General features: G+C 58.7%; 18 protein-coding genes. 7 read left to right on the top strand and 11 right to left on the bottom strand.

Features of this window, described 5'->3' with window-relative positions; translation table 11 throughout:
- Nucleotides 1–162 precede the first annotated feature (162 nt).
- On the top strand, nucleotides 163–408 hold the full coding sequence (locus AAC599_RS04960; protein ID WP_340149299.1) for a sulfurtransferase TusA family protein: 246 nt from the start codon (nucleotides 163–165) through the stop codon (nucleotides 406–408).
- Between the two features lie 263 nt (nucleotides 409–671).
- On the opposite strand, the gene AAC599_RS04955 is transcribed toward AAC599_RS04960, so the two are convergent.
- The 3 genes from AAC599_RS04955 to AAC599_RS04945 form a co-directional block, all read right to left on the bottom strand.
- Nucleotides 672–1,862, bottom strand: coding sequence for a mechanosensitive ion channel family protein (locus AAC599_RS04955; protein ID WP_340149298.1), 1,191 nt, complete (start codon nucleotides 1,860–1,862; stop codon nucleotides 672–674).
- A gap of 108 nt (nucleotides 1,863–1,970) precedes the next feature.
- Nucleotides 1,971–3,014 carry a low specificity L-threonine aldolase gene (locus tag AAC599_RS04950; protein ID WP_340149297.1) on the bottom strand — a complete coding sequence of 348 codons (1,044 nt, stop codon included), beginning with the start codon at nucleotides 3,012–3,014 and terminating at the stop codon, nucleotides 1,971–1,973.
- Nucleotides 3,015–3,070: 56 nt separating this feature from the next.
- A complete protein-coding gene (locus AAC599_RS04945; RefSeq protein ID WP_340149296.1) occupies nucleotides 3,071–3,466 on the bottom strand; it encodes a hypothetical protein in 396 nt (131 codons plus the stop codon).
- A gap of 41 nt (nucleotides 3,467–3,507) precedes the next feature.
- On the opposite strand from AAC599_RS04945, the gene AAC599_RS04940 reads away from it, so the two are divergent.
- Both AAC599_RS04940 and rpoH read left to right on the top strand, forming a co-directional pair.
- Nucleotides 3,508–4,479, top strand: coding sequence for an RluA family pseudouridine synthase (locus tag AAC599_RS04940; RefSeq protein WP_340149295.1), 972 nt, complete (start codon nucleotides 3,508–3,510; stop codon nucleotides 4,477–4,479).
- A 117-nt stretch (nucleotides 4,480–4,596) separates the two neighbouring features.
- Nucleotides 4,597–5,478: an RNA polymerase sigma factor RpoH gene (gene rpoH, locus AAC599_RS04935; RefSeq protein WP_340149294.1), complete on the top strand. Its 882-nt coding sequence runs from the start codon at nucleotides 4,597–4,599 to the stop codon at nucleotides 5,476–5,478.
- 70 nt (nucleotides 5,479–5,548) lie between these two features.
- Here rpoH and AAC599_RS04930 read toward each other — a convergent pair whose 3' ends face one another.
- From AAC599_RS04930 to AAC599_RS04895, 8 genes are all read right to left on the bottom strand, one after another.
- Nucleotides 5,549–5,908, bottom strand: coding sequence for an antibiotic biosynthesis monooxygenase (locus AAC599_RS04930; RefSeq protein ID WP_340149293.1), 360 nt, complete (start codon nucleotides 5,906–5,908; stop codon nucleotides 5,549–5,551).
- Nucleotides 5,909–6,001: 93 nt separating this feature from the next.
- Nucleotides 6,002–6,496: a hypothetical protein gene (locus tag AAC599_RS04925; protein WP_340149292.1), complete on the bottom strand. Its 495-nt coding sequence runs from the start codon at nucleotides 6,494–6,496 to the stop codon at nucleotides 6,002–6,004.
- A 4-nt stretch (nucleotides 6,497–6,500) separates the two neighbouring features.
- Nucleotides 6,501–8,546, bottom strand: coding sequence for a hypothetical protein (locus AAC599_RS04920; RefSeq protein WP_340149291.1), 2,046 nt, complete (start codon nucleotides 8,544–8,546; stop codon nucleotides 6,501–6,503).
- An 85-nt stretch (nucleotides 8,547–8,631) separates the two neighbouring features.
- Nucleotides 8,632–9,804, bottom strand: coding sequence for a YbfB/YjiJ family MFS transporter (locus tag AAC599_RS04915; protein WP_340149290.1), 1,173 nt, complete (start codon nucleotides 9,802–9,804; stop codon nucleotides 8,632–8,634).
- A 16-nt stretch (nucleotides 9,805–9,820) separates the two neighbouring features.
- On the bottom strand, nucleotides 9,821–11,119 hold the full coding sequence (locus tag AAC599_RS04910) for an adenylosuccinate synthase (protein ID WP_340149289.1): 1,299 nt from the start codon (nucleotides 11,117–11,119) through the stop codon (nucleotides 9,821–9,823).
- Between the two features lie 29 nt (nucleotides 11,120–11,148).
- Nucleotides 11,149–12,288, bottom strand: coding sequence for an ATP phosphoribosyltransferase regulatory subunit (locus tag AAC599_RS04905; RefSeq protein WP_340149288.1), 1,140 nt, complete (start codon nucleotides 12,286–12,288; stop codon nucleotides 11,149–11,151).
- A 119-nt stretch (nucleotides 12,289–12,407) separates the two neighbouring features.
- On the bottom strand, nucleotides 12,408–13,985 hold the full coding sequence (gene serA / locus AAC599_RS04900; protein WP_340149287.1) for a phosphoglycerate dehydrogenase: 1,578 nt from the start codon (nucleotides 13,983–13,985) through the stop codon (nucleotides 12,408–12,410).
- Between the two features lie 22 nt (nucleotides 13,986–14,007).
- Entirely contained in the window at nucleotides 14,008–15,177 is a 1,170-nt protein-coding gene (locus AAC599_RS04895) for a phosphoserine transaminase (protein ID WP_340149286.1), read from the bottom strand.
- A gap of 222 nt (nucleotides 15,178–15,399) precedes the next feature.
- On the opposite strand from AAC599_RS04895, the gene AAC599_RS04890 reads away from it, so the two are divergent.
- The 4 genes from AAC599_RS04890 (at nucleotide 15,400) to AAC599_RS04875 (ending at nucleotide 19,802) form a co-directional block, all read left to right on the top strand.
- A complete protein-coding gene (locus tag AAC599_RS04890; RefSeq protein ID WP_340149285.1) occupies nucleotides 15,400–16,353 on the top strand; it encodes a hypothetical protein in 954 nt (317 codons plus the stop codon).
- A gap of 133 nt (nucleotides 16,354–16,486) precedes the next feature.
- Nucleotides 16,487–17,620 carry an aminotransferase class V-fold PLP-dependent enzyme gene (locus tag AAC599_RS04885; protein WP_340149284.1) on the top strand — a complete coding sequence of 378 codons (1,134 nt, stop codon included), beginning with the start codon at nucleotides 16,487–16,489 and terminating at the stop codon, nucleotides 17,618–17,620.
- An 11-nt stretch (nucleotides 17,621–17,631) separates the two neighbouring features.
- Entirely contained in the window at nucleotides 17,632–18,615 is a 984-nt protein-coding gene (locus tag AAC599_RS04880) for an aldo/keto reductase (RefSeq protein WP_340149283.1), read from the top strand.
- Nucleotides 18,616–18,629: 14 nt separating this feature from the next.
- The gene (locus AAC599_RS04875) at nucleotides 18,630–19,802 is read left to right on the top strand and encodes an aminotransferase class V-fold PLP-dependent enzyme (RefSeq protein ID WP_340149282.1); all 1,173 of its coding nucleotides are present in this window, start codon (nucleotides 18,630–18,632) and stop codon (nucleotides 19,800–19,802) included.
- Nucleotide 19,803 lies beyond the last annotated feature (1 nt).

Genomic DNA, 19,803 nt, shown 5'->3' with positions numbered 1-19,803 from the left:
CTAACGGCAAATTCTGGCAGAATAGAGTGTAGAAAACGTTAATTCGATGGCCGTACAGGCGGGTGTGAACGGGCAGAAATTCGCCGGTTGCGCCGATGCCGGAGGACGGCTATTTTGCGCTAGGTCCGGTGCACGCTCCGTTTAGCCGGAAAGAAGGAAAAAATGGCAGAAACCTCGCATTTTCTTGATACCTCGGGCCTGAATTGCCCGCTTCCGGTGCTGAAGGCCAGAAAGGCGCTCAAATCCCTGAAAGAGGGGGAGCGGCTCCGGGTGATTGCGACCGATCCGGCGTCCGTCATCGACTTCCGCCATTTCTGCCATGTCAGCGGCTATATCCTTGAAAAAGAGACGAAAACGGACACCGAGTTCGAATATATCATCGTCAAGACGACAGCGCCCGCGTCTTAGGGTCAGGACCCATTAATTTTCTGCAATTCTGTTTGAAGAAGAGGTGAAAGATGCAAGGGAAACGGACGCAGGACATGTTTGCACATATTCAAGGACGGTTTCCGCAGCAGATTTCGCCTCTTCTTCAAACCCGCAGGGCGCATCGCCTATGGCCGCTGGCGGCGTTACGCCCCCTTGAAAACCAGACGGTTTCCTGCGGAGCCGTGCCTGACCAGCGACCAAGAGCGATCGCGCAGAATGGAGCAAATTAATGGGTCCTGACCCTAGCGTCCCTCATCCCCGTAACCGGCGTCGCCCCCCTCGCCGCCTTTTTCGCCCCGCGTTTCGCCGGGCGGCACGAACGGATCGGGCTCATCGGCACCGACACCGCGATAAATCGACATGGACGGAAAGGCGAAACCCGTTCCCGCCTGCTCGACGATACCCTTGATGGCATAGGCGAAATCCTGCTTGATATCGAGCCAGTCGCCCCATTTCGTCGTCTTGGTGAAGCAATAGATCATGATGTCGATGCTGCTGGAATTGAAGCTGTCGGTGACAACGAACATGGTCGCCTCCTCGGGCTGGGCGAAATCGCTGTTACCGATCAGGTATTTCCGGATTTTGTCCGTAATTTCCTGTAGTTGCGCGACACTCGTCGAATATTCAACGCCGATTTTCCAGTAAATCCGGCGGTGGGTCATTTCGGTGAAGTTGGTCACCGCCCGATCGGCGAAGGTCGCGTTCGGCACAATGGACAGCGCCTTGTCGAAACGCCTGATCATGGTGGAGCGGAAGCCGATTTTCTCGACGATCCCCTCGACCACGCCATCGACCAGCACCCAGTCCCCGGCCTTGAAGCGTTTCTCCGCGAGGATGAGAAAGCCGCTGATCAGGTTCTTGAACAAATCCTGCGCGCCCAGCGCAACGGCAACGCCGACAATACCGAAACCGGCGATGACCGGCCCGACCTCGATCCCCCAGAGTTGCAATACCGTCGCTGCACCGAGGCCGACGACAAGCCCTTTCATGATCTTGACGAGGAAATTGACCATTTCGGTCGAGAACAGTTCTTCGAGCTTACCGAGCAGGAAGGTCAGCGGGCTGATGATGCAATAGATGCCCCAGAAAATATTGAAGACGATGAGGGAACGAACAATCCGGCCCGCGGCGGCGGAGAAGGCTTCCTCATTGCCGAAGGCGGGCAGTTCCAGCGCGAAATAGACGCCGATCACCACCGGAATGAAGCGGATCGGCCCGCGCAGAGAGAGCACAAGCTGGTCATCGAGCTTGCTCTCCGACTTCTGTGCATAATAGATGACGCGGTTGATCACGAAGCGGGTAAAGACCCCGCGCACCAGCAACGCCAGCAAAAGTATCCCGAGGGCCGTGATCAGAGAGCTGAAATCAATGCCCTGATACCCGTAGTTCCAGACCTCTTTGACGATTTCCCAAAAATCCTGGATGTTGTTCACGTTGCGCCTATCCTGTTATCCACATGTCAAAATCCCCGCCCTGAATAGCGAGAGACGCGCCCCAACGCAAACATTGAGACAAATTTTCTGCCCTGACGACCGCCGACATCAGGAGATGACGTTCAGCAAATGGTCAATATCCTGCTCCGTCGTGTTCCAGGAGGCGACCAGCCGCACCTCCCCGTCCTCCTCCTGTCCATTGCGATAATAGAGGATGTTGGAAACCGCGAGGCATTCCAGCGCCACCTCCGGCAGCTTGGCGAAAATCATATTGGCTTCAACGGGATAGAGAACTTTCGCGCCATTCACACGGGCAATGCCGTCGGCAAGCTGCGCGGCCATCTCATTGGCATGCCCGGCAAGATCGAGCCAGAGATTATCAGTGAGATAGGCATCGAGCTGGGCCGACAGATAGCGCATTTTCGAAAACAGATGCGCCGCCCGCTTGCGGCGGAACTCAAATTCCCGCGCCTTGTCCATATCGAAGAAGATGACCGCCTCGGCCCCCATGGCGCCATTCTTCGTCGCCCCGAAGGAGAGCACATCCACCCCGGCGCGCCAGGTGATATCGGCAGGCGCACAGCCGAGGAACTGCACGGCATTGGCAAAGCGCGCGCCGTCCATATGAACACAGAGGTGTCGCTTGTGCCCGACAATTGCAATCTCGGCGATCTCATCGGGCCGGTAGACCGTACCGCATTCCGTCGCCTGGGTCAGGGAAATGGCGGCAGGCTGCACATGATGCACATTGCCGGCGCCAGCACCGGCGATGAACTTTTCAAGTTCCTCCGCCTTCAACTTGCCGTCGGCGCCCGTGAGCGGCACCAGCTTCGCGCCGCCGGTAAAGAACTCCGGCGCACCGCATTCATCCCGGTCGATATGGGCAAATTCATGGCAGTAGATCGCGCCATAGGGCGGCACCAGAACACTCAATCCCAACGCATTGGCGGCAGTGCCCGTGGCGACCGGAAAGGCCTTGAGGTCGCAGTCGAATATCTCTTTCAGCTTCTCCTCGACCCCTTTTGTCAGCGGGTCGGTGCCATAGCTCAGGACCGCACCTGCATTCGCTTTCTGCAGGGCGGAGAGTATCTGCGGGGCGACCGGGGCCGCATTATCGCTTGCAAAATTAACAACCGGGACATTTTTCAACATGCGACCTCTTTTTGTTTACTGCCCATTGCCGTCAGCGGACCTCGCCAAGCCGAAGACTACTGGATACCGTCTTTTTCGAGATTAAAACTGCCAAGAACCTTGCCGTCCTTCAGGCTGATGACCAGAATAAGCCGGGCCGCGCCCTCGGTCCCGAGCGTGAGGAACAGCCGATCCTGCCCCGAGGAGAGGCTGAGCACATCCATATCATCCGGAATAGGCAGACGGATATCGCCAAAGGCCGCAACACCGCCACTCTGTGCCGTGCCGACTTCGGCCTGCTCGACCATTTTCGGCTCGCCGACCACGGTTTCGGTTTCCGTTGCCGTCAGGCGCATAAATATGGTAACGCCTATGATGCCGGCGAATAGGACGATCAGAAACCCGAGAATTCCGACAATCCATTTCAGCAAGGTAAGATTTGGGCCGGGATCCGGATCGGTCTGATCTGACATGGCAACACCTTATAAGTTTACAAACAATTCTGGTCCATTTTATGCCATTCATTGAGGGTCTACATCAAGTTGAAGTTTTGGCAGGCGACGACGGCACCCGTCTTGACCGGCTGCTGGCCGATGCACTGACGGACCTTTCGCGAAGCCGGATCAAACCGCTGATCAAGGACGGCCTGGTCGCCCTTGACGGGCTTGCGGTCACCGATCCCTCGCGCCGGGTCCGCGCAGGCGAAACCTATGAGGTGACGGTCCCCGATGCAACGCCGGACGAGCCGGAGCCGGAGAACATCCCCCTTGATATCCTGTTCGAGGACGAGCATCTGATCGTCCTCAACAAGCCGGCGGGCATGGTGGCGCATCCGGCGGCGGGCAACTGGTCCGGCACGCTGGTCAACGCCCTCCTCTATCACTGCCGAGACAGCCTGTCCGGCATCGGCGGCGTCAAACGCCCCGGCATCGTCCACCGCATCGACAAGGACACCAGCGGCCTGATGGTCGCAGCGAAGAATGATGCAGCGCATCAGGGGCTTGCCGCGCTGTTCGCCGCCCATAACATCGAGCGGCGCTACCGGGCCGTGGTCTGGGGGCGCGTATATCCGGCAAGCGGAGAAATCCGTGAGAGCATCGGCCGCGATCCGCATAACCGCAAGCGCATGGCCGTGGTCACGCAAGGCGGCAAACCCGCCGCCACCCGCTATCAATTGGAGGAGAATTTCGCCGATATCGCGGGGCTGGTGAGGTGCGAGCTTGAAACCGGCCGGACCCACCAGATCCGGGTGCATATGGCCCATATCGGTCATGCCCTTGTCGGCGATCCGCTCTACAGCCGCCCGAAGCGCAGCCGCCTTTCCAAACAGCCCGAAAACCGCCAGGAAATCATCCATGCCTTCCCCCGTCAGGCCCTGCATGCCGAAATCCTCGGTTTTGTGCATCCCGTCACAGACAAGCGCTTGATATTCGAGATAGATTTACCATCTGATATAAGGGGTCTGATCACGGCATTGAGGGGGTAATATCCCACGCTATGGCCAAAAACAGGCTCCGAATAGGCAGGAATTGTAATCGGGCTCGTTTTTCGGGCGTCTTGAACGACGAAATCCGGGTGCCAGTAGAAAGAGAGGGTCCTGAATATGACGACTATATCAACATTACCCGTCCTGACGCCGGAAGGCGGTCTGTCACGCTACCTTCAGGAAATCCGCAAATTCCCCATGCTGGAGCAGTCAGAGGAATATATGCTGGCGAAGGCGTGGAAGGATCACGGCGACACGGACGCCGCACATAAAATGGTGACGAGCCATCTCCGGCTGGTCGCGAAAATTGCCATGGGCTACCGCGGCTACGGCTTGCCGATCGCCGAACTTATCTCCGAGGGCAACGTCGGCATGATGCAGGCGGTCAAACGGTTCGAGCCGGAAAAAGGCTTCCGTCTGTCTACCTACGCCATGTGGTGGATCCGGGCGGCGATACAGGAATATATCCTGCGCACATGGTCACTCGTGAAAATGGGCACGACCGCAGCGCAGAAGAAACTGTTCTTCAACCTCCGCAAGATCAAGGGCCAGATCGAGGCCATTGACGAAGGCGATATGACGTCGGAGCAGGTCAAGACCATTTCCAAGAAACTCGGTGTGTCCGAGGATGAGGTGGTCAATATGAACCGCCGCCTCACCGCGCCGGATCACAGCCTGAACGCCCCCATGCGCGCCGAAAGCGAAGGCGAATGGATGGACTGGCTCGAAGATGAGACACCGAACCAGGAAACCGTCTATGCGGAGAATGAGGAGCTGAAAAGCCGCCGCGCCATGCTCGAAAACGCGATGGATGTTCTCAATGAACGCGAACGCCATATCCTGACGGAGCGGCGCCTGCGCGACGAACCGCTTACTCTGGAAGAGCTGAGCCAGGAATATGACATCAGCCGGGAGCGGGTTCGCCAGATTGAGGTTCGCGCGTTCGAGAAGCTGCAACGGGCGATGAAATCCAAAGTCATGGAAGAGCGGCTGAACTAACCCGCCGCCAAGGCCTTAAAAAAGGCGCCTGCCCTCACCGGCGGCGCCTTTTTCATGTCTGCAAAACCGCTTAGCGCGAGAAGCCGCCGACGGACGGCATCTGGACCGCACCCATCCGCGAGAGCCCCTTCAGCACCGCATCAGACGGATCGCCATAGACGGTCATCTTTTTAGGCGTCAGCACCTCCAGAAAGCGGGGGGCGAACTTGCTGCCGAAATTCCCCATATGGACAAGCGCTGCATCGGAATCCTTAAATCTTTCAAGGATATGGCAGGTTTTCTTGTCTTCGCTCACCGACCATTCGTAGTTGAGCGCGCCGGGCTCGTCGGCCTTTGTCGCATCGACCATTTCCGTCATCAGCGCCTCGAAATTCTCATATTCCCCGGGTTTGATTTCCAGCTGGAATATCCAGTACACATGCCCTGTCATTCTTCTTTCCTTTATTGACTATGCGAGGCGAGACTATGCCGAAACTGCCGCCGCATTTCCAGTGCAAAAGGAGAGAAAAGAGAGAGATGGCCTCTAGCGGCCGACTTGCGAATATTCCTTGACGTCGGTGACGAACTGCCCGCCCCATTCCTCGACGAGCTTGCTGCGCTGTTTTTCCAGCTTGACGATATTGGCTTTCGCCTGCAGCTCATAGGCCGCGAACACGACGATCGGCACAGCCCAGGCGAGGAAAACTGCAATCCCCGCACCGCCGAACATGGCCAGCCACATATAGACATCGGAGAGCAGCTTGAACGCCTCCTGAAAATTCTGCCCGCGCTCCCACAGGATGCCGATCACCGGAATGATCCCAGCAAGATTGAACGCCAGCATGGCCGCGAGCGTGCCTGTGCGTTCGGTTTTCAGCAGAATCGCCACCAGGCTCGGGATCATTCCCACGATCAGGATCAGCATCGTTGGGGGCGCGAACACCAGCCCCAGCCCGGACAGGACCATCACCCAGAAAAGGGCGATATTCTTGCCGGTACTGCTGGCGATTGCCGCTGTCTGCTTTGCCTCTTTTGCCATGTCGCTATCCGATAAAGTAAAGGGCCGAAACGACCATGCTGCTCACCAGGGACGTGATCGCCAGAACCGACGTGATCCAGGCACCGTAGCGGGCGGCAGCCTGTCGCCGCTGTTCCGTGCCGTTGGCGAGAAATGCCGCCATTCGCTCCGCCTGCCCTGCCGTTGCAAGCGCGCTGTGATATTCCTTAGCATCGGCGGCAAGCTGCCGGTCGATATCCATCGCCTTCAGGATTTCAATCAAAGAGCCGCTTTTCTTCGCGCTCTGGAATTTCTGGGTGATGACCTCCCGACGCAGGCGTGATTTAAACTTCGAGAACACCGGTTTCAACGCCTCCTCCGCCCAGCGGCAGAATCCCGGAAGCGGTCCCGGATGCACGGCAGACTGCAACCGCGCGAACAGTTTCACCTCGATAAGCGCATGATCGGCACTGCCGGGCGCCGCGCCCGACATCGGCTGCAGGAATTGATCGATGCCCTTCGTTTTTGCCGCGATGAAGCCCGCGGCGTGGCGGTCGAACGGGTTCGCCTGCCCGTTGGCAGACACCATCTTTTTCTCTGCAACTTCAATGAATTCCCGAACACTTCTGACATGATATCCGAGCATTAGTGGGCTAAGGCAGGGCGTATGGCGGTTGAGCTCATACAGGCAGCGTTCCAGTCCCGCCCCGGGGTCCTTCTTCCGCCGCATATGCTCCATGCAGACGAAAAGCTCACTTTCGCTGATCCAGTCGAGACGCCGCCCGTTGCCGCTCGGATGTTCGGTGACGATATTGAGCAGAATGCCGCTTTCAAAGAGCTCGGTCAGCGATTTTTTGAGTTCCGTGTCATCCTTATGGAAAGCCCAGAGCACCAGACTGTCGAGCCCGCCGAGCGAGAAGGAGACATTGTTGAACCAAAAGGGCCCTTCCGGGTCCAGCAGATAGGTCGCCTGGGCCACGGCGGTTGTCGCGTTTCGTTTTTTTCGGTTTGACCCACGACCGGTATCGCCATGGAGATGGGAGATTTTAGCGGCCGTTTCCTCCTCACGGAGAGCGCTTTTCACCCATTTTGCAAGCTGTCCGCTTTTCAACAGTTCCATCGCTGCCATCGGCTTTGCCCGCATCGCCTGCACCAGAAGGCGGGGCGAGTTATACTCCTCGTCCCCGAAGGCCAGCTTGCTGAAGCCGCGCCGATCTCCGCGCCCGCGCCGCGGGGTATCCTTTATCTTCTCCCGCCAGTTCACCAACATGTCCGTTGTCCAGCGCGCCTGCGGATCATCCTGAAGAAGTCCCGCCAAAAGGTCGCTGACCCGCTGCGACAGGGTCATCCCCTCGGTCAGGAAGGCGAAGCTGCCCTGCTTGCACTTCCCGGCGAAAATCTCCTCCGCGCTCATGTCCGCCGCGGGCTGCGCGCCGCCCAGCAGATGGACGATCAGGACTCCGACCGCATAGAGATCATCTGCCGCGCCCCCCTCGCCCCGGGCCATGGGATGCGCCATCGCGTTTTCCAGCGTCTCATAGACCATCGGCTGGCCGGAGCCCGGCGCCGAGGTGATGGCCTCTCCCAACACCACATCCTGCCGCGCGTCATCGGCGAAAAAAAGATTATCCGCCCGTATTCCCCGGTGAGTCAGCTTTACTTTATGCAAGGCGGCAAGGCATTGGGCGACCGGCGTGAGGACCTGATCGAAGATTTGTTTTTCCGCGACCGGGCCGTCGGCGGCATTGAAGAACGGACCGCCGCGCGGCATCTCGAAGACCGAGACATAGCGGGTATCGCTGTCCGAGAAGGCGACCGCGCCGCGGGCCAGAAGCTCCACCGTTCCGGGGATGAGGCTCTCGCTCATCCGCTCCGCCAGCCGCTGCCGGATCACGCTGTAAGGGTTTGAGATAACGGCAAAATACTGGGCCGTTGAATCCTGAGTATCGAACGCCTGAACCGCCAGATTTTCGCCGCTTGCAAGAAAATCGAGACGTCGCGACAGATCGACGCGGTAGCGGCCACGCAGCACCCCGTTATGGCCGGGGGCCACCGGTTCTGTTTCGCTTTCCATTGTCTCGGCAAGGCTCATTGCGCGTCACATCGGTCCGTCTGGTTAAAATCAGGGCCCGATTGTCGCAATCGCACGTTAAGATGGGGTTAAATTCCGGCTTTCTTCAAGGGTGCGGATCGCCCGCGGGAGCCGGTTTTCGCCACACCATCAGGCTGGCGATGATAATGCCGGCCGCCGCCGTCAGGGAGGCCATGACGAAGTTACCGAAAATCCCGTGCACGAACCCGGCAAAGATCGGCCCGACGATCTGTCCGACGCCGACCGCCAGGGTCATCACCGCGAGGATCTGGCGCGCATGGTCGGGCACCATATTCCGTGCCTCGACAAGGCCGAGGGCCGTCATGCCCATGAAGGTCCCCCCGAGCAGGATGGCGGCGAGGCTGAGGACAATCGGCCCGTCGCCAAGGACGCTCGCCGTCACCCCCATCGCCATCGCGAACCCGGCAAATGAATAGCTCCGCCGGTTGCCGACCCTGAGGCTGATCCAGCTCCAGAAGGCGACGGAGGGCATGGCCGCCAGGCCGACGATCAGCCAGATATAGGACTGCATCCACTGCACATCCGGCAATTGCCGGACCAGCGTCGAGAGAAAGGTCGCCGTGATGATATAGCCGCAACCGAGCAGGAAGTAGGACAGGATCAGCGCCTTGAGTGGTCGGCTGTAGTGCAGGGGCTCCTTCGCCGCCGTTTGTTCCCCGGCGGCCGAGACCGGCGGGACCAGATAGAAGATAAAGGGCACGATGAGGAAGGACAGGATGCCGGAGGCGATCCACATCCCCTGCCAGTCCACCGAGAAGCGTTCAACAGTGATGATCAGCATGGAAGAAAGCGCAATCCCGGTGCCGACGCCGGCAAAATGCAGGGCCGCGAGGCCGGAGCGATTATTGAGCGCAAGACGGCTCAGGATCAGGGTTGAGCCGAACACCATGACGAAGGCCGAGGTGATACCGCCGATCAGACGGAGGCCCAGGAAAATCTCGAAATTTGTGGTCAGCCCCATGGCGAGGGTCGTAAAGGCGCAGGTGACGAGCGAGGTCAGGAACCAGCGGCGCGGACTGCCCGCGAGGTCCCGCCGCGTGCCGAACAGTGCGCCGAGCAGATAACCGAGATAATTGGCCGAGGCGAGCAGCCCGGCATCGGGCTTGCTGATCCCGAGACCCGTCTCCATGAAGGGCAGGATCGGCGTATAGACGAACCGGCTGACGCCGATACAGACCGCGAGCGACAACAGACCACCAAAGGCAAGCAGGACCATACGGTCGGACTGTCGGCTCATGAGATCATGCCGCGCCCTAGTCTTCGAACGGGTCGCGGACGAGGATGGTGTCTTCGCGTTCCGGGCTGGTGGACAGCAACGCGACCGGCGCCTCGATCAGTTCCTCGACATGGCGGATATATTTGACCGCCTCGGCGGGCAAATCGGCCCAGCTGCGCGCGCCGAAGGTGCTGTCGCTCCAGCCGTCCATGGTCTCATAGATCGGCTTGACCGCCGCCTGATCGGCCATGTTCGACGGGAAATAGTCGATTTTCTTGCCGTTGAGCTCATATCCGACGCAGATTTTAAGCTCGTCCATGCCGTCCAGCACATCCAGCTTGGTGAGCGCAATCCCGGTAATGCCGCCGGTCTTCACCGTCTGGCGGACCATCACCGCATCGAACCAGCCGCAGCGACGTTTGCGCCCGGTGACGACGCCGAATTCCTTGCCGCGCTTGCCCAGCCCCTCGCCGATCTCGTCGAACAGCTCGGTCGGGAACGGTCCCTCACCGACCCGCGTTGTATAGGCCTTGGTGATGCCGAGGACGAAATTGATTGAGGACGGGCCAACGCCGCTGCCGACCGCTGCCTGTCCGGCCAGCGTGTTGGAGGAAGTGACGAACGGATAGGTGCCGTGATCATTGTCGAGCATTGCCCCTTGCGCCCCTTCGAACAGGACCCGCTTGCGCGCCTTCTTCGCCTCGTCCAGGCGGCGCCAGACAATGTCGGAAAATTCAAGTATTTTCGGTGCAATTTCAATAAGTTGCGCGAGCAACTTATCACCATCCACCAACTCCGCGCCCATCCCCTTGCGGAGCGCATTATGATGATCGAGCAGGGTCGAAATCTTGCGTTTCAGCAGCGCCTCGTCGGTCAGGTCGCAGACACGGATGGCGCGCCGCGCCGCCTTGTCCTCATAGGCCGGGCCGATACCGCGCCGGGTCGTGCCGATCTTGACGGCTGAGTTCGACACCGCATCTTCGCGCAATGCATCCAGCTCGCCATGCAGCGGCAGGATCAGCGTCGCATTCTCGGCGATTTTCAGCGAGTCATGATCCACGGTCACGCCCTGTTCGCGCACGGTCTCGATCTCCTTCACCAGCGCCCAGGGATCAACGACGACGCCGTTGCCGATCACCGATACCTTGCCGCCGCGGACGATACCGGAGGGCAGCAGGCTGAGTTTATAGACCTTGCCATCGACGACGAGCGTATGGCCCGCGTTATGCCCCCCCTGAAAGCGCACCACCACATCCGCGCGCTGGGACAGCCAGTCAACAATCTTGCCCTTGCCCTCGTCACCCCATTGGGAGCCAACCACCGCTACGTTCGCCATAATCCTGTATCCTTGAATGCTTCTCTATATCAGGAGAGTTTTTTGACGCCGTCGGCGCCGAAGAGATGTCCACAATGGAGGCGTCTGGCCTCCGCCTCGATATCCTGTTCCGGGGCCAGCCCCGCCACGGTTTTCCAGCCGTCCTGGCGCAAACCGTATCCCGCCTCGAGCGAGGTGCCGAAGGGAAGATACAGCCGGTCGTCGGTGACTTTGCGCGGCACCGCCCGCATCAGGCTGTCGAGGAAAAGCGTAAAGCCGGAGGCATGCTCCCCGTCCATCAGCAGATAGCGCCCGCCCCGGCCAAGCTCCCCGCGCACGCCGCGTGCAAAGACCGTGAAGCTGAGCCCTGTCTGATATTCAAAGCCGCGATATTCGCCGGGATCAATGGTGAGCGTCAGATCCGGCGCCGCCGCCTCAAGCTGTTCGACGACGCGTTTCAGCCCCTCCACCTGCGCCGCACTCTCGGGCGGCAGGGACAGCGCATCGAGGGCGGCAATCGCCTGCTTCGCCGGTCCAGCGGCTTTCAGCAGGGCAATCAGGTTCGTCGAGAGCGGCGCGTCATAATCGGCGAGCAGCGCCACATCCTTGTGATCGAGCGCGTCGCGCGCGGCCTTCGCCGTCTCCTCGTCAATCTTCAGTTCACTGCACAGGGTCGGCACCAGGGTCGGCAAAGTCAGGTCGATCGAGAATTTCTCGATTTCCAGCGCCTTCAGCGCCTCCGCCGCGAGCAGGATCAGCTCCGCATCCGCCGCCGTCTCGGCGGGGCCGATGAGTTCCACCCCAGCTTGCGCGAACTGCCGTTCCGGCCGGAGCTGGGTGCCATGCACGCGCAGGACCTGCCCGGCATAGGACAGGCGCAAGGGGCGCGGGTCCTGCTTCATGCGGGTGGTGGCAACGCGGGCAATCTGCAAGGTCATATCCGTGCGGATGCCCATCATGCGGTGCGACGCCGGGTCCATGACGCGGAACATCTTCGAGGCCAGCGCCGCGCCGGCGCCCTCCAGAAGATGTTCCTCGAATTCAATCAGGGGAGGCTTCACCTGCTGATAGCCATTGCTCGCAAAAACCTCCATCAGGGTACGGTTGATGCGGGCCTCGCGCGCAGCCGCGGGCGGGAGCATATCTGCCAAACCGGCGGGCAGCAGGCCTTTTTCGGAATAGTCATTCATTACGTGGGCCTATAAAGCATATTTCCCCGCCGTCGCCAACAGGAACAGCAAAAAAGCGGCACTTTTTGAGCGCCGCTTTTCCGAAGTCGCCCGAAGGCGTTCTATTTCGCCAGTGCCGCCTAGAATTTAAGCGGCTTCACCTGCGCCACATGCGGCAGCGCGCAGACATTTTCGAGCGTCTCGACGGAAAGCTCCGAATCTATCTCGATCAGGGCAATCGCCTCGCCTTCCTGCTTGTGACGACCCAGATGGAATGTCGCGATATTGACCCCGGCATCGCCTAGAACCGAACCCAGCGCCCCGATGAAGCCGGGCTTGTCCTGGTTCGTGACATAGAGCATATGGGGACCGACTTCCGCCTCGATATTGATGCCCTTGATATTCACGATGCGCGGACGGTCGCCGCCGAACAGGGTACCCGCGATATCGCGCGTCTGATGCTCGGTCGTGATCGAGAGGCGGATCAGGGTCTGGTAATCGTCATCGCGATCATTGTAGCTCTCGGTCACGTCGATGCCGCGTTCCTTCGCCACCAGCGGCGCATTGACCATGTTGATGGTATCGAGCAATGGCGCGAGCAGACCCTGTATGATGATCGAAGTGAGCGGCTTGGTATTCAGGCTCGCCGCCGCCCCTTCATACTCGATCCGCACGCTCTTGATTCCGCTTTCCGTCACCTGCCCGGCGAAGCTGCCAAGCTGCGAGGCCAGCTCCATATAGGGTTTCAGCTTCGGCGCTTCCTCCGCCGTGACGGAGGGCATGTTGAGTGCGTTGGTGACGGAGCCGACCAGCAGATAATCTGACATCTGCTCGGCCACCTGGATCGCGACATTGACCTGCGCCTCGTCGGTGGAGGCGCCGAGATGCGGGGTCGTCACCACATTCTCCATGCCAAAGAGGATGTTTTCCTTGGCCGGTTCGACGACGAACACATCGAGCGCCGCGCCCGCCACATGGCCGCTTTCAAGGGCGGCTTTCAGGTCTTCCTCCACCACAAGGCCGCCGCGCGCGCAGTTGATGATGCGCACGCCCGGCTTCATCTTGGCGATATTCTTCGCATTGATGATATTGCGGGTGCTGTCGGTGATCGGCGTATGCAGCGAGATATAGTCGGCCCGGGCGAACAGATCGTCCAGTTCCAGCTTCTCGACACCGAGTTCCTGCGCCCGTTCCGGTGAGAGGAACGGATCATAGGCCGCGACCTTCATCTTGAGGCCGACCGCGCGGTCCGCCACGATGGAGCCGATGTTGCCGCAGCCGATGACGCCAAGGGTCTTGCCATAAAGCTCGACCCCCATGAATTTCGATTTCTCCCATTTCCCGGCCTGGGTGGAGGCATTCGCCGCCGGAATATGGCGCGAGAGCGAGAACATCATGGCGATGGCATGTTCGGCGGTGGTGATGGCATTGCCAAACGGCGTATTCATCACGCAGATACCGGCCGCCGTTGCCGCCGGGATGTCGACGTTATCCACCCCGATCCCGGCGCGGCCGATGACCTTCAGGTTGGTTGCCGCTTCGATAATCTCGGCGGTCGCCTTGGTGGCGGAGCGGACGGCGAGACCATCATATTCGCCGATGCAGGCTTTCAGCTCTTCCGGCGTCATGCCGGGTTTTTCATCTACTTCCACGCCACGCTCGCGAAAAATTTCAGCAGCGCGCGGGCTCATCTTGTCAGAGATAAGGACTTTGACCATTGTATCGATCCTTCGTTCAGGATTATTTCTGGAATGTGTTTTTAAGTGTCGCGTAACCCCAGTCGAGCCAGGGCATCAGCGCTTCGAGATCGGCTTTCTCCACCGTCGCGCCCGCCCAGATCCGAAGACCCGCCGGGGCATCGCGGTAATGTCCGATATCAAGCGCCGCACCCTCTTTCTCGAGGATCGCAACAAGCTCTTTCGCTGCCTTTGGCTGATCCTCCGCCGGGAGCGAGGTGAACCAGTCATCGGTGATCTTGAGACAGACCGAGGTGGTGGAGCGGATCGCCGGATCGGCCGCGAGATAATCAACCCAGCCGGTTTTCGCGACCCAGTCGGAAATCACTTTCGCATTGGCATCCGTACGGGCGATCATGCCCTTGCTGCCGCCAACCGTTTCGGCCCAATCCAGCGCATCCAGCGCATCCTCGACCGCCAGCATCGATGGGGTGTTGATCGTCTCACCCTTGAAGATGCCGTCAATGAGCTTGCCGCCCTTGGTCATACGGAAGACCTTCGGCAGCGGCCAGGCCGGGGTGTAAGTCTCCAGCCGCTCAACGGCGCGCGGACTTAAGACCAGCATGCCATGCGCCGCTTCCCCGCCCAGCACTTTCTGCCAGGACCAGGTGACGACATCGAGTTTTTCCCACGGCAGTTCCATGGCGAACACGGCGGAAGTCGCATCGCAAATGGCGAGGCCTTCGCGATTTTCCGAAATCCAGTCGCCGTTTGGCACCCGCACGCCGGAGGTCGTGCCGTTCCAGGTGAAGACGACATCGCGGGACCAGTCGGTCGCGGCAAGGTCGGGAATTTCGCCATAACCGGCGGTGATCACCTCGGCATCTTTAAGCTTGAGCTGCTTGACGACATCCGTCGCCCAGCCCGAACCGAAGCTTTCCCACGCCAGCATGGTGACGGGACGCGCGCCCAGCATCGACCAGAGCGCCATCTCGACCGCGCCGGTGTCCGAGCCCGGCACGATACCGACCTTGTAATCGTCGGGAATGCCGAGAATCGCGCGTTGCCGGTCGATCACGGCTTTCAATCTGGCCTTGCCTTCGCTCGCGCGATGGGACCGGCCAAGAAACGCATTTTCAAGATTTTGGAGAGACCATCCGGGGCGCTTCGCGCAAGGGCCGGATGAAAACATAGGAGAGTCAGGGCGACTCTCAGGACGCAATACTTCTGTCATAATAAACTAAACCTTCCAGTCTAGAGCATCCCGGTGGGGGGATGTGGCCCGCCGTCCATAGACAAAATTTCGAAGAGATTGTCAACGGGATTTTTTGCACTGCGACATAGTGACAGATATCCGCGCGGTATTTTATCAGACCGCATGAGACAAAGAATTTCACAATAAAAATGCCGCTTCGTTACATGAAAAGTTAGTTTTAATATGAAAAGGACCTTTTTCATGAATTTCAACGTAAATATTCAGTCGGAAAGCCCGCTTTTGGATTTCCAAATATTTAAACATAAAAATGAAAACAAATATTATAATATGAACTTACCTATAGAGAATCCCCTTTATGGTCATCCTCCAAAACCGCTTCTTTTTCTGGTCGCGCTGGATGAGATTTACCGGGATTTGGAAGGAATTCATCGGACAAACTTACTTAAATCAATACTCAATGTCGTCCGCGAGCAGGTGAAGAAAGGATATCCGATTATCTATACGGGAAATCTGGAAGATCCACTGGGAGATTTGTTAGATTGTGACAACGATAACGATGACATCATGTTGGGAGGCGCCAGTGGCTTCATGGAACTCTCTAACAAAGATATAGATATATGGAACAATCTGACAGAACTGCTTCAACCTGACAATTTTGACGAAATGGTAAAACAGGGCTTACTGATTGCCATGGAAGGTAATCTAAAAGGAGCAGAGTTAAGAAAAGCAGTTATCCCGTGGGTAAACCGACACAGGTGCAATTACATCAGGGTTGGCGGAATAAGTGAAACGGCTTGCTGTTTTGATATGGCACGCGAACTTGCGCCTAGGCTCTGGGCAACTTTTATCCCTGATATCAAACATCCTTTTTTCCGCCCTCTTGAGAAAAACGAATATGTTTCCCCTTCTTATCTGGAAGCAATCATCGACCCCGGCATTTCAACCAACAAATATGAAAACACCGAGCTAAAATACAAGGATCTTGTGACGAAGAAGATCGCCTGGGTCTGCTATCAAGGCGTTCAAACTCAACAATATGATCCGGATTGCGAAGAATTTCCCGGCGCAAAAAAGCTCCTCGACGCACTTAATAAGTTGCAGCAAACCTGCAATGTCAACGATGAGAAAAAATCAAACGATAATGACGATAAAACCGGTGATTGGTTTTGCAACGGAGTAGTTGACCTGAATTGATATTTTCAACTTCTCGTCATCATGGCAGTAGCAGATATCCTGACTGAATTGTCATTGCGACAATAAAGGGCTGGCCAAACGGGGGCTTGGGCGTGAAAATGGGAGAATTCCCTATCACGTTCGAGGCCTCTTCATGATCCCCAGTCAACGCCATCTTTTCGATATTCCGGATGAAATCGCCTATTTCAATTGCGCCTATATGGGGCCGCTGACCAAGGCCGCACGGGCCGCCGGGCATAAGGGAATTGACCGCAAGTCCCTGCCCTGGACCGTCTCGCCGGTGGATTTCTTCACCGAATCGGAGCGGGCCCGCGCCCTCTTCGCCGAGCTTATCGGCGCGGCGGCGGATGATATCACCATCATCCCGAGTGCGTCCTACGGCCTTGCCATTGCCGCGCGGAATATCCCGCTCGAACAGGGGCAGAAAATCCTGCTGCTGGAAGATCAGTTCCCTTCCAACGTCTATTGCTGGCAGCAGCGCGCGACGGAAACCGGCGCCGAGATTGTCACCCTGAAGACGCCCGCCGATCATGACTGGACGCGTGTTGTCCTTGCGGCCATTGATGAGACGGTCGCCCTCGCCTCCCTGCCGCATAATCTCTGGACGGACGGCGCGCTGCTGGACCTCAAGGCAATCGGCGCGGCCCTGCGGGCGACGGGGGCGAAGCTCGTCCTCGATGTCACGCAGTCTCTCGGCGCCCTGCCTCTCTCGATTAAGGAGGTGAAGCCCGATTTCCTGATCGCCGCCGCCTATAAATGGCTGCTCGGCCCCTACAGTGTCGGCTTCATGTATGTCGCGCCGGAGCATCAGGACGGCGAGCCGATCGAATATAACTGGCTCAACCGCAAGGGATCGGAGGATTTCGCCGGGCTTGTTGATTATGTCGATGACTATCAGGCGGGTGCCCGCCGCTTCGATATGGGGGAGCGGGCGAATTTCGCCCTGATGCCCGTCGCGGTCGCGGCACTAGAGCAGATTCTTAATTGGGGCGTTACCGAAATCCAGGAAACCCTGACGGAGAAGACCCGCGATATCGCCGCGCGCTGCGAACCGCTCGGCCTCACGTCTCTTCCCGATAACCGGCGGGCAGGGCATTTTCTGGGGCTGAGGCGCGGCGGCGGGCTGCCGAAGGACCTCTTGGACCGGCTCCGGGCGGAGGATATTCTCGTCTCCGTTCGCGGCTCCAGCATGCGGATCACCCCTCACCTCTTTAACAATGACGCCGACGTCGATAAACTGGTCACGGCCCTCAAGAAAATCCTGTAACGGAGATAAAAATGAATCTGAAACGACTGGGCAACACCGGCCTGAAAGTGAGCGAGCTGTGCCTCGGCACCATGACCTACGGCGATCCGAAATGGCGTGACTGGGTCCTGCCCGAAGAGGAAAGCCGCCCCTTCATCAAAAAGGCATTGGATTATGGCATCAATTTCTTCGACACCGCCGATATGTATTCGGTTGGCGTGTCGGAGGAGATTGTCGGCCGGGCGCTGAAAGACTATGCGAAGCGCGATGAAATCGTCATTGCGACGAAGGTCTTCAACCGCATGGGGAAAAGCCCGCTGAGCGGCGGCCTCTCGCGCAAGCATATTATGCATTCCATCGATGATTCGCTGAAACGGCTCGGCACCGACTATGTCGATCTTTACCAGATTCACCGCTGGGATTATGAGACCCCGATCGAGGAAACGCTGGAGGCGCTGAACGATGTGGTGCGCGCGGGCAAGGCCCGATACATCGGCGCATCCTCCATGTTCGCCTGGCAGTTCATGAAGGCGCTTTCGATCTCGGAGAGGAACGGCTGGGCCAAGTTTGTCTCCATGCAGAATGTCTATAACCTCGTCTATCGGGAGGAGGCACGCGAAATGCTCCCCCTGTGCGAGGATCAGGGTATCGGCGTCATTCCCTGGTCGCCGCTCGCCCGCGGCTTCCTTGCCGGGAACAAGAAGAAGGATGCGGAGGGGGAAACCACCCGCTCGCGCTCCGATGCGATGATCAAATCCATGCGGATCGGGCAGGACGCTGACTATGAGGTGCTTGCCGTCGTGCAGGATATCGCCAAGGAACGCGGCGTGACCCCGGCGCAGATCGCCCTTGCGTGGGTACATCACAGCCCCGCTGTCACCAGCCCGATCATCGGCGCCAGCAAGATGTACCAGCTGGACGAAGCCGTGGCGGCACTCGATATCTCGCTTGAAGTGGACGAGATTGCCCGCCTCAAGGACGTTTATGTCCCCCACGCCGTCGCCGGGCACCGCTGAACAGGAAGGACCTCATGACGCTTGATATCGACAAACTCCGGGCGGAGACACCCGGCACGGGAACCCGCACCCATTTCAATAACGCCGGGGCGGCGCTGATGCCGCTGCCGGTGTATGAGGCGGTCAGGGATCATCTCGATCTTGAGCTTGCCATTGGCGGTTATGAGGCGCAGGCCCGGGCCAAGGCGGCCTATGAGCGGACCTACGACGCCATTGCCGAGCTGATCAACTGCGATCGCAGTGAAATCGCGCTGGTCGAGAATGCAACCGTCGGCTGGCAGATGGCTTTCTATGGCATGCGCTTCGCACCCGGCGACCGTATCTTGACGGCGGAGGCGGAATATGCCGCCAATGTCATCGCCTATCTTCAGGTCGCGAAACGGACCGGGGTCAAAATCGACTTCGTGCCGAGCGATGACAGCGGGCAGATGGATGTCGCCGCGCTGGAAAACATGATCGACGACCGGGTCAAGCTGATCTCGGTCACCCACGTGCCGACCAATGGTGGGCTGATCAATCCGGCGGCGGAGATCGGCAAAATTGCCCGGTGGCACGGCATTCCCTATCTTCTGGATGCCTGTCAGGCGGTCGGGCAGATCCCGGTCGATGTCGAGAAAATCGGCTGCGACATGCTGTCCGTGACAGGGCGGAAATACCTGCGCGGTCCGCGCGGCACCGGCTTCCTTTATGTCCGTAAAAGCATGCTGGACAAGCTGGAACCGCCGTTCCTGGATATGCATGGCGCGGAATGGACGTCGCTCGATGGATATACAATGCGTCCCGATGCCCGGCGTTTTGAAAACTGGGAGGATAATGTGGCGGCGATTATCGGCCTCGGCGCGGCGGTGGATTACCTGCTGGACCTCGGGATCGAAGAAACATCCGCCCGCCTCTGTTCCCTTGCGGCCAGCGTGCGGGAGAAACTCTCGGCCCTGCCCGCGATCACGGTGCAGGATATCGGCGCGAAAAAAGGCGGCATCGTCACCTTTACCCATGCGGAAAAATCCGCCGGGGAGGTCAAGGAACTGCTCGCGGAGAAAGCCATCAATGTCTCCGTCACGAACCTCTCCAGTACCCGCTTAGATCTTGAGAAACGGGGATTGGAAAGCATGGTAAGGGCTTCATTCCATTACTATAATACGGAAGAGGAAATCGACCAGCTGATCGCGGCTTTGACCGGGGTCTAAG

It is taken from the genome of uncultured Sneathiella sp. (assembly GCF_963976355.1).
Classification (GTDB): domain Bacteria; phylum Pseudomonadota; class Alphaproteobacteria; order Sneathiellales; family Sneathiellaceae; genus Sneathiella.
This window is presented reverse-complemented; position numbering and strand designations above follow the sequence as displayed.

Coding starts and splice junctions, on each gene's coding strand:
- AAC599_RS04960 (WP_340149299.1), top strand. CDS start 163: ATGGCAGAAACCTCGCATTTTCTTGATACCTCGGGCCTGAATTGCCCG.
- AAC599_RS04950 (WP_340149297.1), bottom strand. CDS start 3,014: ATGTTGAAAAATGTCCCGGTTGTTAATTTTGCAAGCGATAATGCGGCC.
- AAC599_RS04945 (WP_340149296.1), bottom strand. CDS start 3,466: ATGTCAGATCAGACCGATCCGGATCCCGGCCCAAATCTTACCTTGCTG.
- AAC599_RS04940 (WP_340149295.1), top strand. CDS start 3,508: ATGCCATTCATTGAGGGTCTACATCAAGTTGAAGTTTTGGCAGGCGAC.
- rpoH (WP_340149294.1), top strand. CDS start 4,597: ATGACGACTATATCAACATTACCCGTCCTGACGCCGGAAGGCGGTCTG.
- AAC599_RS04930 (WP_340149293.1), bottom strand. CDS start 5,908: ATGACAGGGCATGTGTACTGGATATTCCAGCTGGAAATCAAACCCGGG.
- AAC599_RS04925 (WP_340149292.1), bottom strand. CDS start 6,496: ATGGCAAAAGAGGCAAAGCAGACAGCGGCAATCGCCAGCAGTACCGGC.
- AAC599_RS04920 (WP_340149291.1), bottom strand. CDS start 8,546: ATGAGCCTTGCCGAGACAATGGAAAGCGAAACAGAACCGGTGGCCCCC.
- AAC599_RS04915 (WP_340149290.1), bottom strand. CDS start 9,804: ATGAGCCGACAGTCCGACCGTATGGTCCTGCTTGCCTTTGGTGGTCTG.
- AAC599_RS04910 (WP_340149289.1), bottom strand. CDS start 11,119: ATGGCGAACGTAGCGGTGGTTGGCTCCCAATGGGGTGACGAGGGCAAG.
- AAC599_RS04905 (WP_340149288.1), bottom strand. CDS start 12,288: ATGAATGACTATTCCGAAAAAGGCCTGCTGCCCGCCGGTTTGGCAGAT.
- serA (WP_340149287.1), bottom strand. CDS start 13,985: ATGGTCAAAGTCCTTATCTCTGACAAGATGAGCCCGCGCGCTGCTGAA.
- AAC599_RS04895 (WP_340149286.1), bottom strand. CDS start 15,177: ATGACAGAAGTATTGCGTCCTGAGAGTCGCCCTGACTCTCCTATGTTT.
- AAC599_RS04890 (WP_340149285.1), top strand. CDS start 15,400: ATGAATTTCAACGTAAATATTCAGTCGGAAAGCCCGCTTTTGGATTTC.
- AAC599_RS04885 (WP_340149284.1), top strand. CDS start 16,487: ATGATCCCCAGTCAACGCCATCTTTTCGATATTCCGGATGAAATCGCC.
- AAC599_RS04880 (WP_340149283.1), top strand. CDS start 17,632: ATGAATCTGAAACGACTGGGCAACACCGGCCTGAAAGTGAGCGAGCTG.
- AAC599_RS04875 (WP_340149282.1), top strand. CDS start 18,630: ATGACGCTTGATATCGACAAACTCCGGGCGGAGACACCCGGCACGGGA.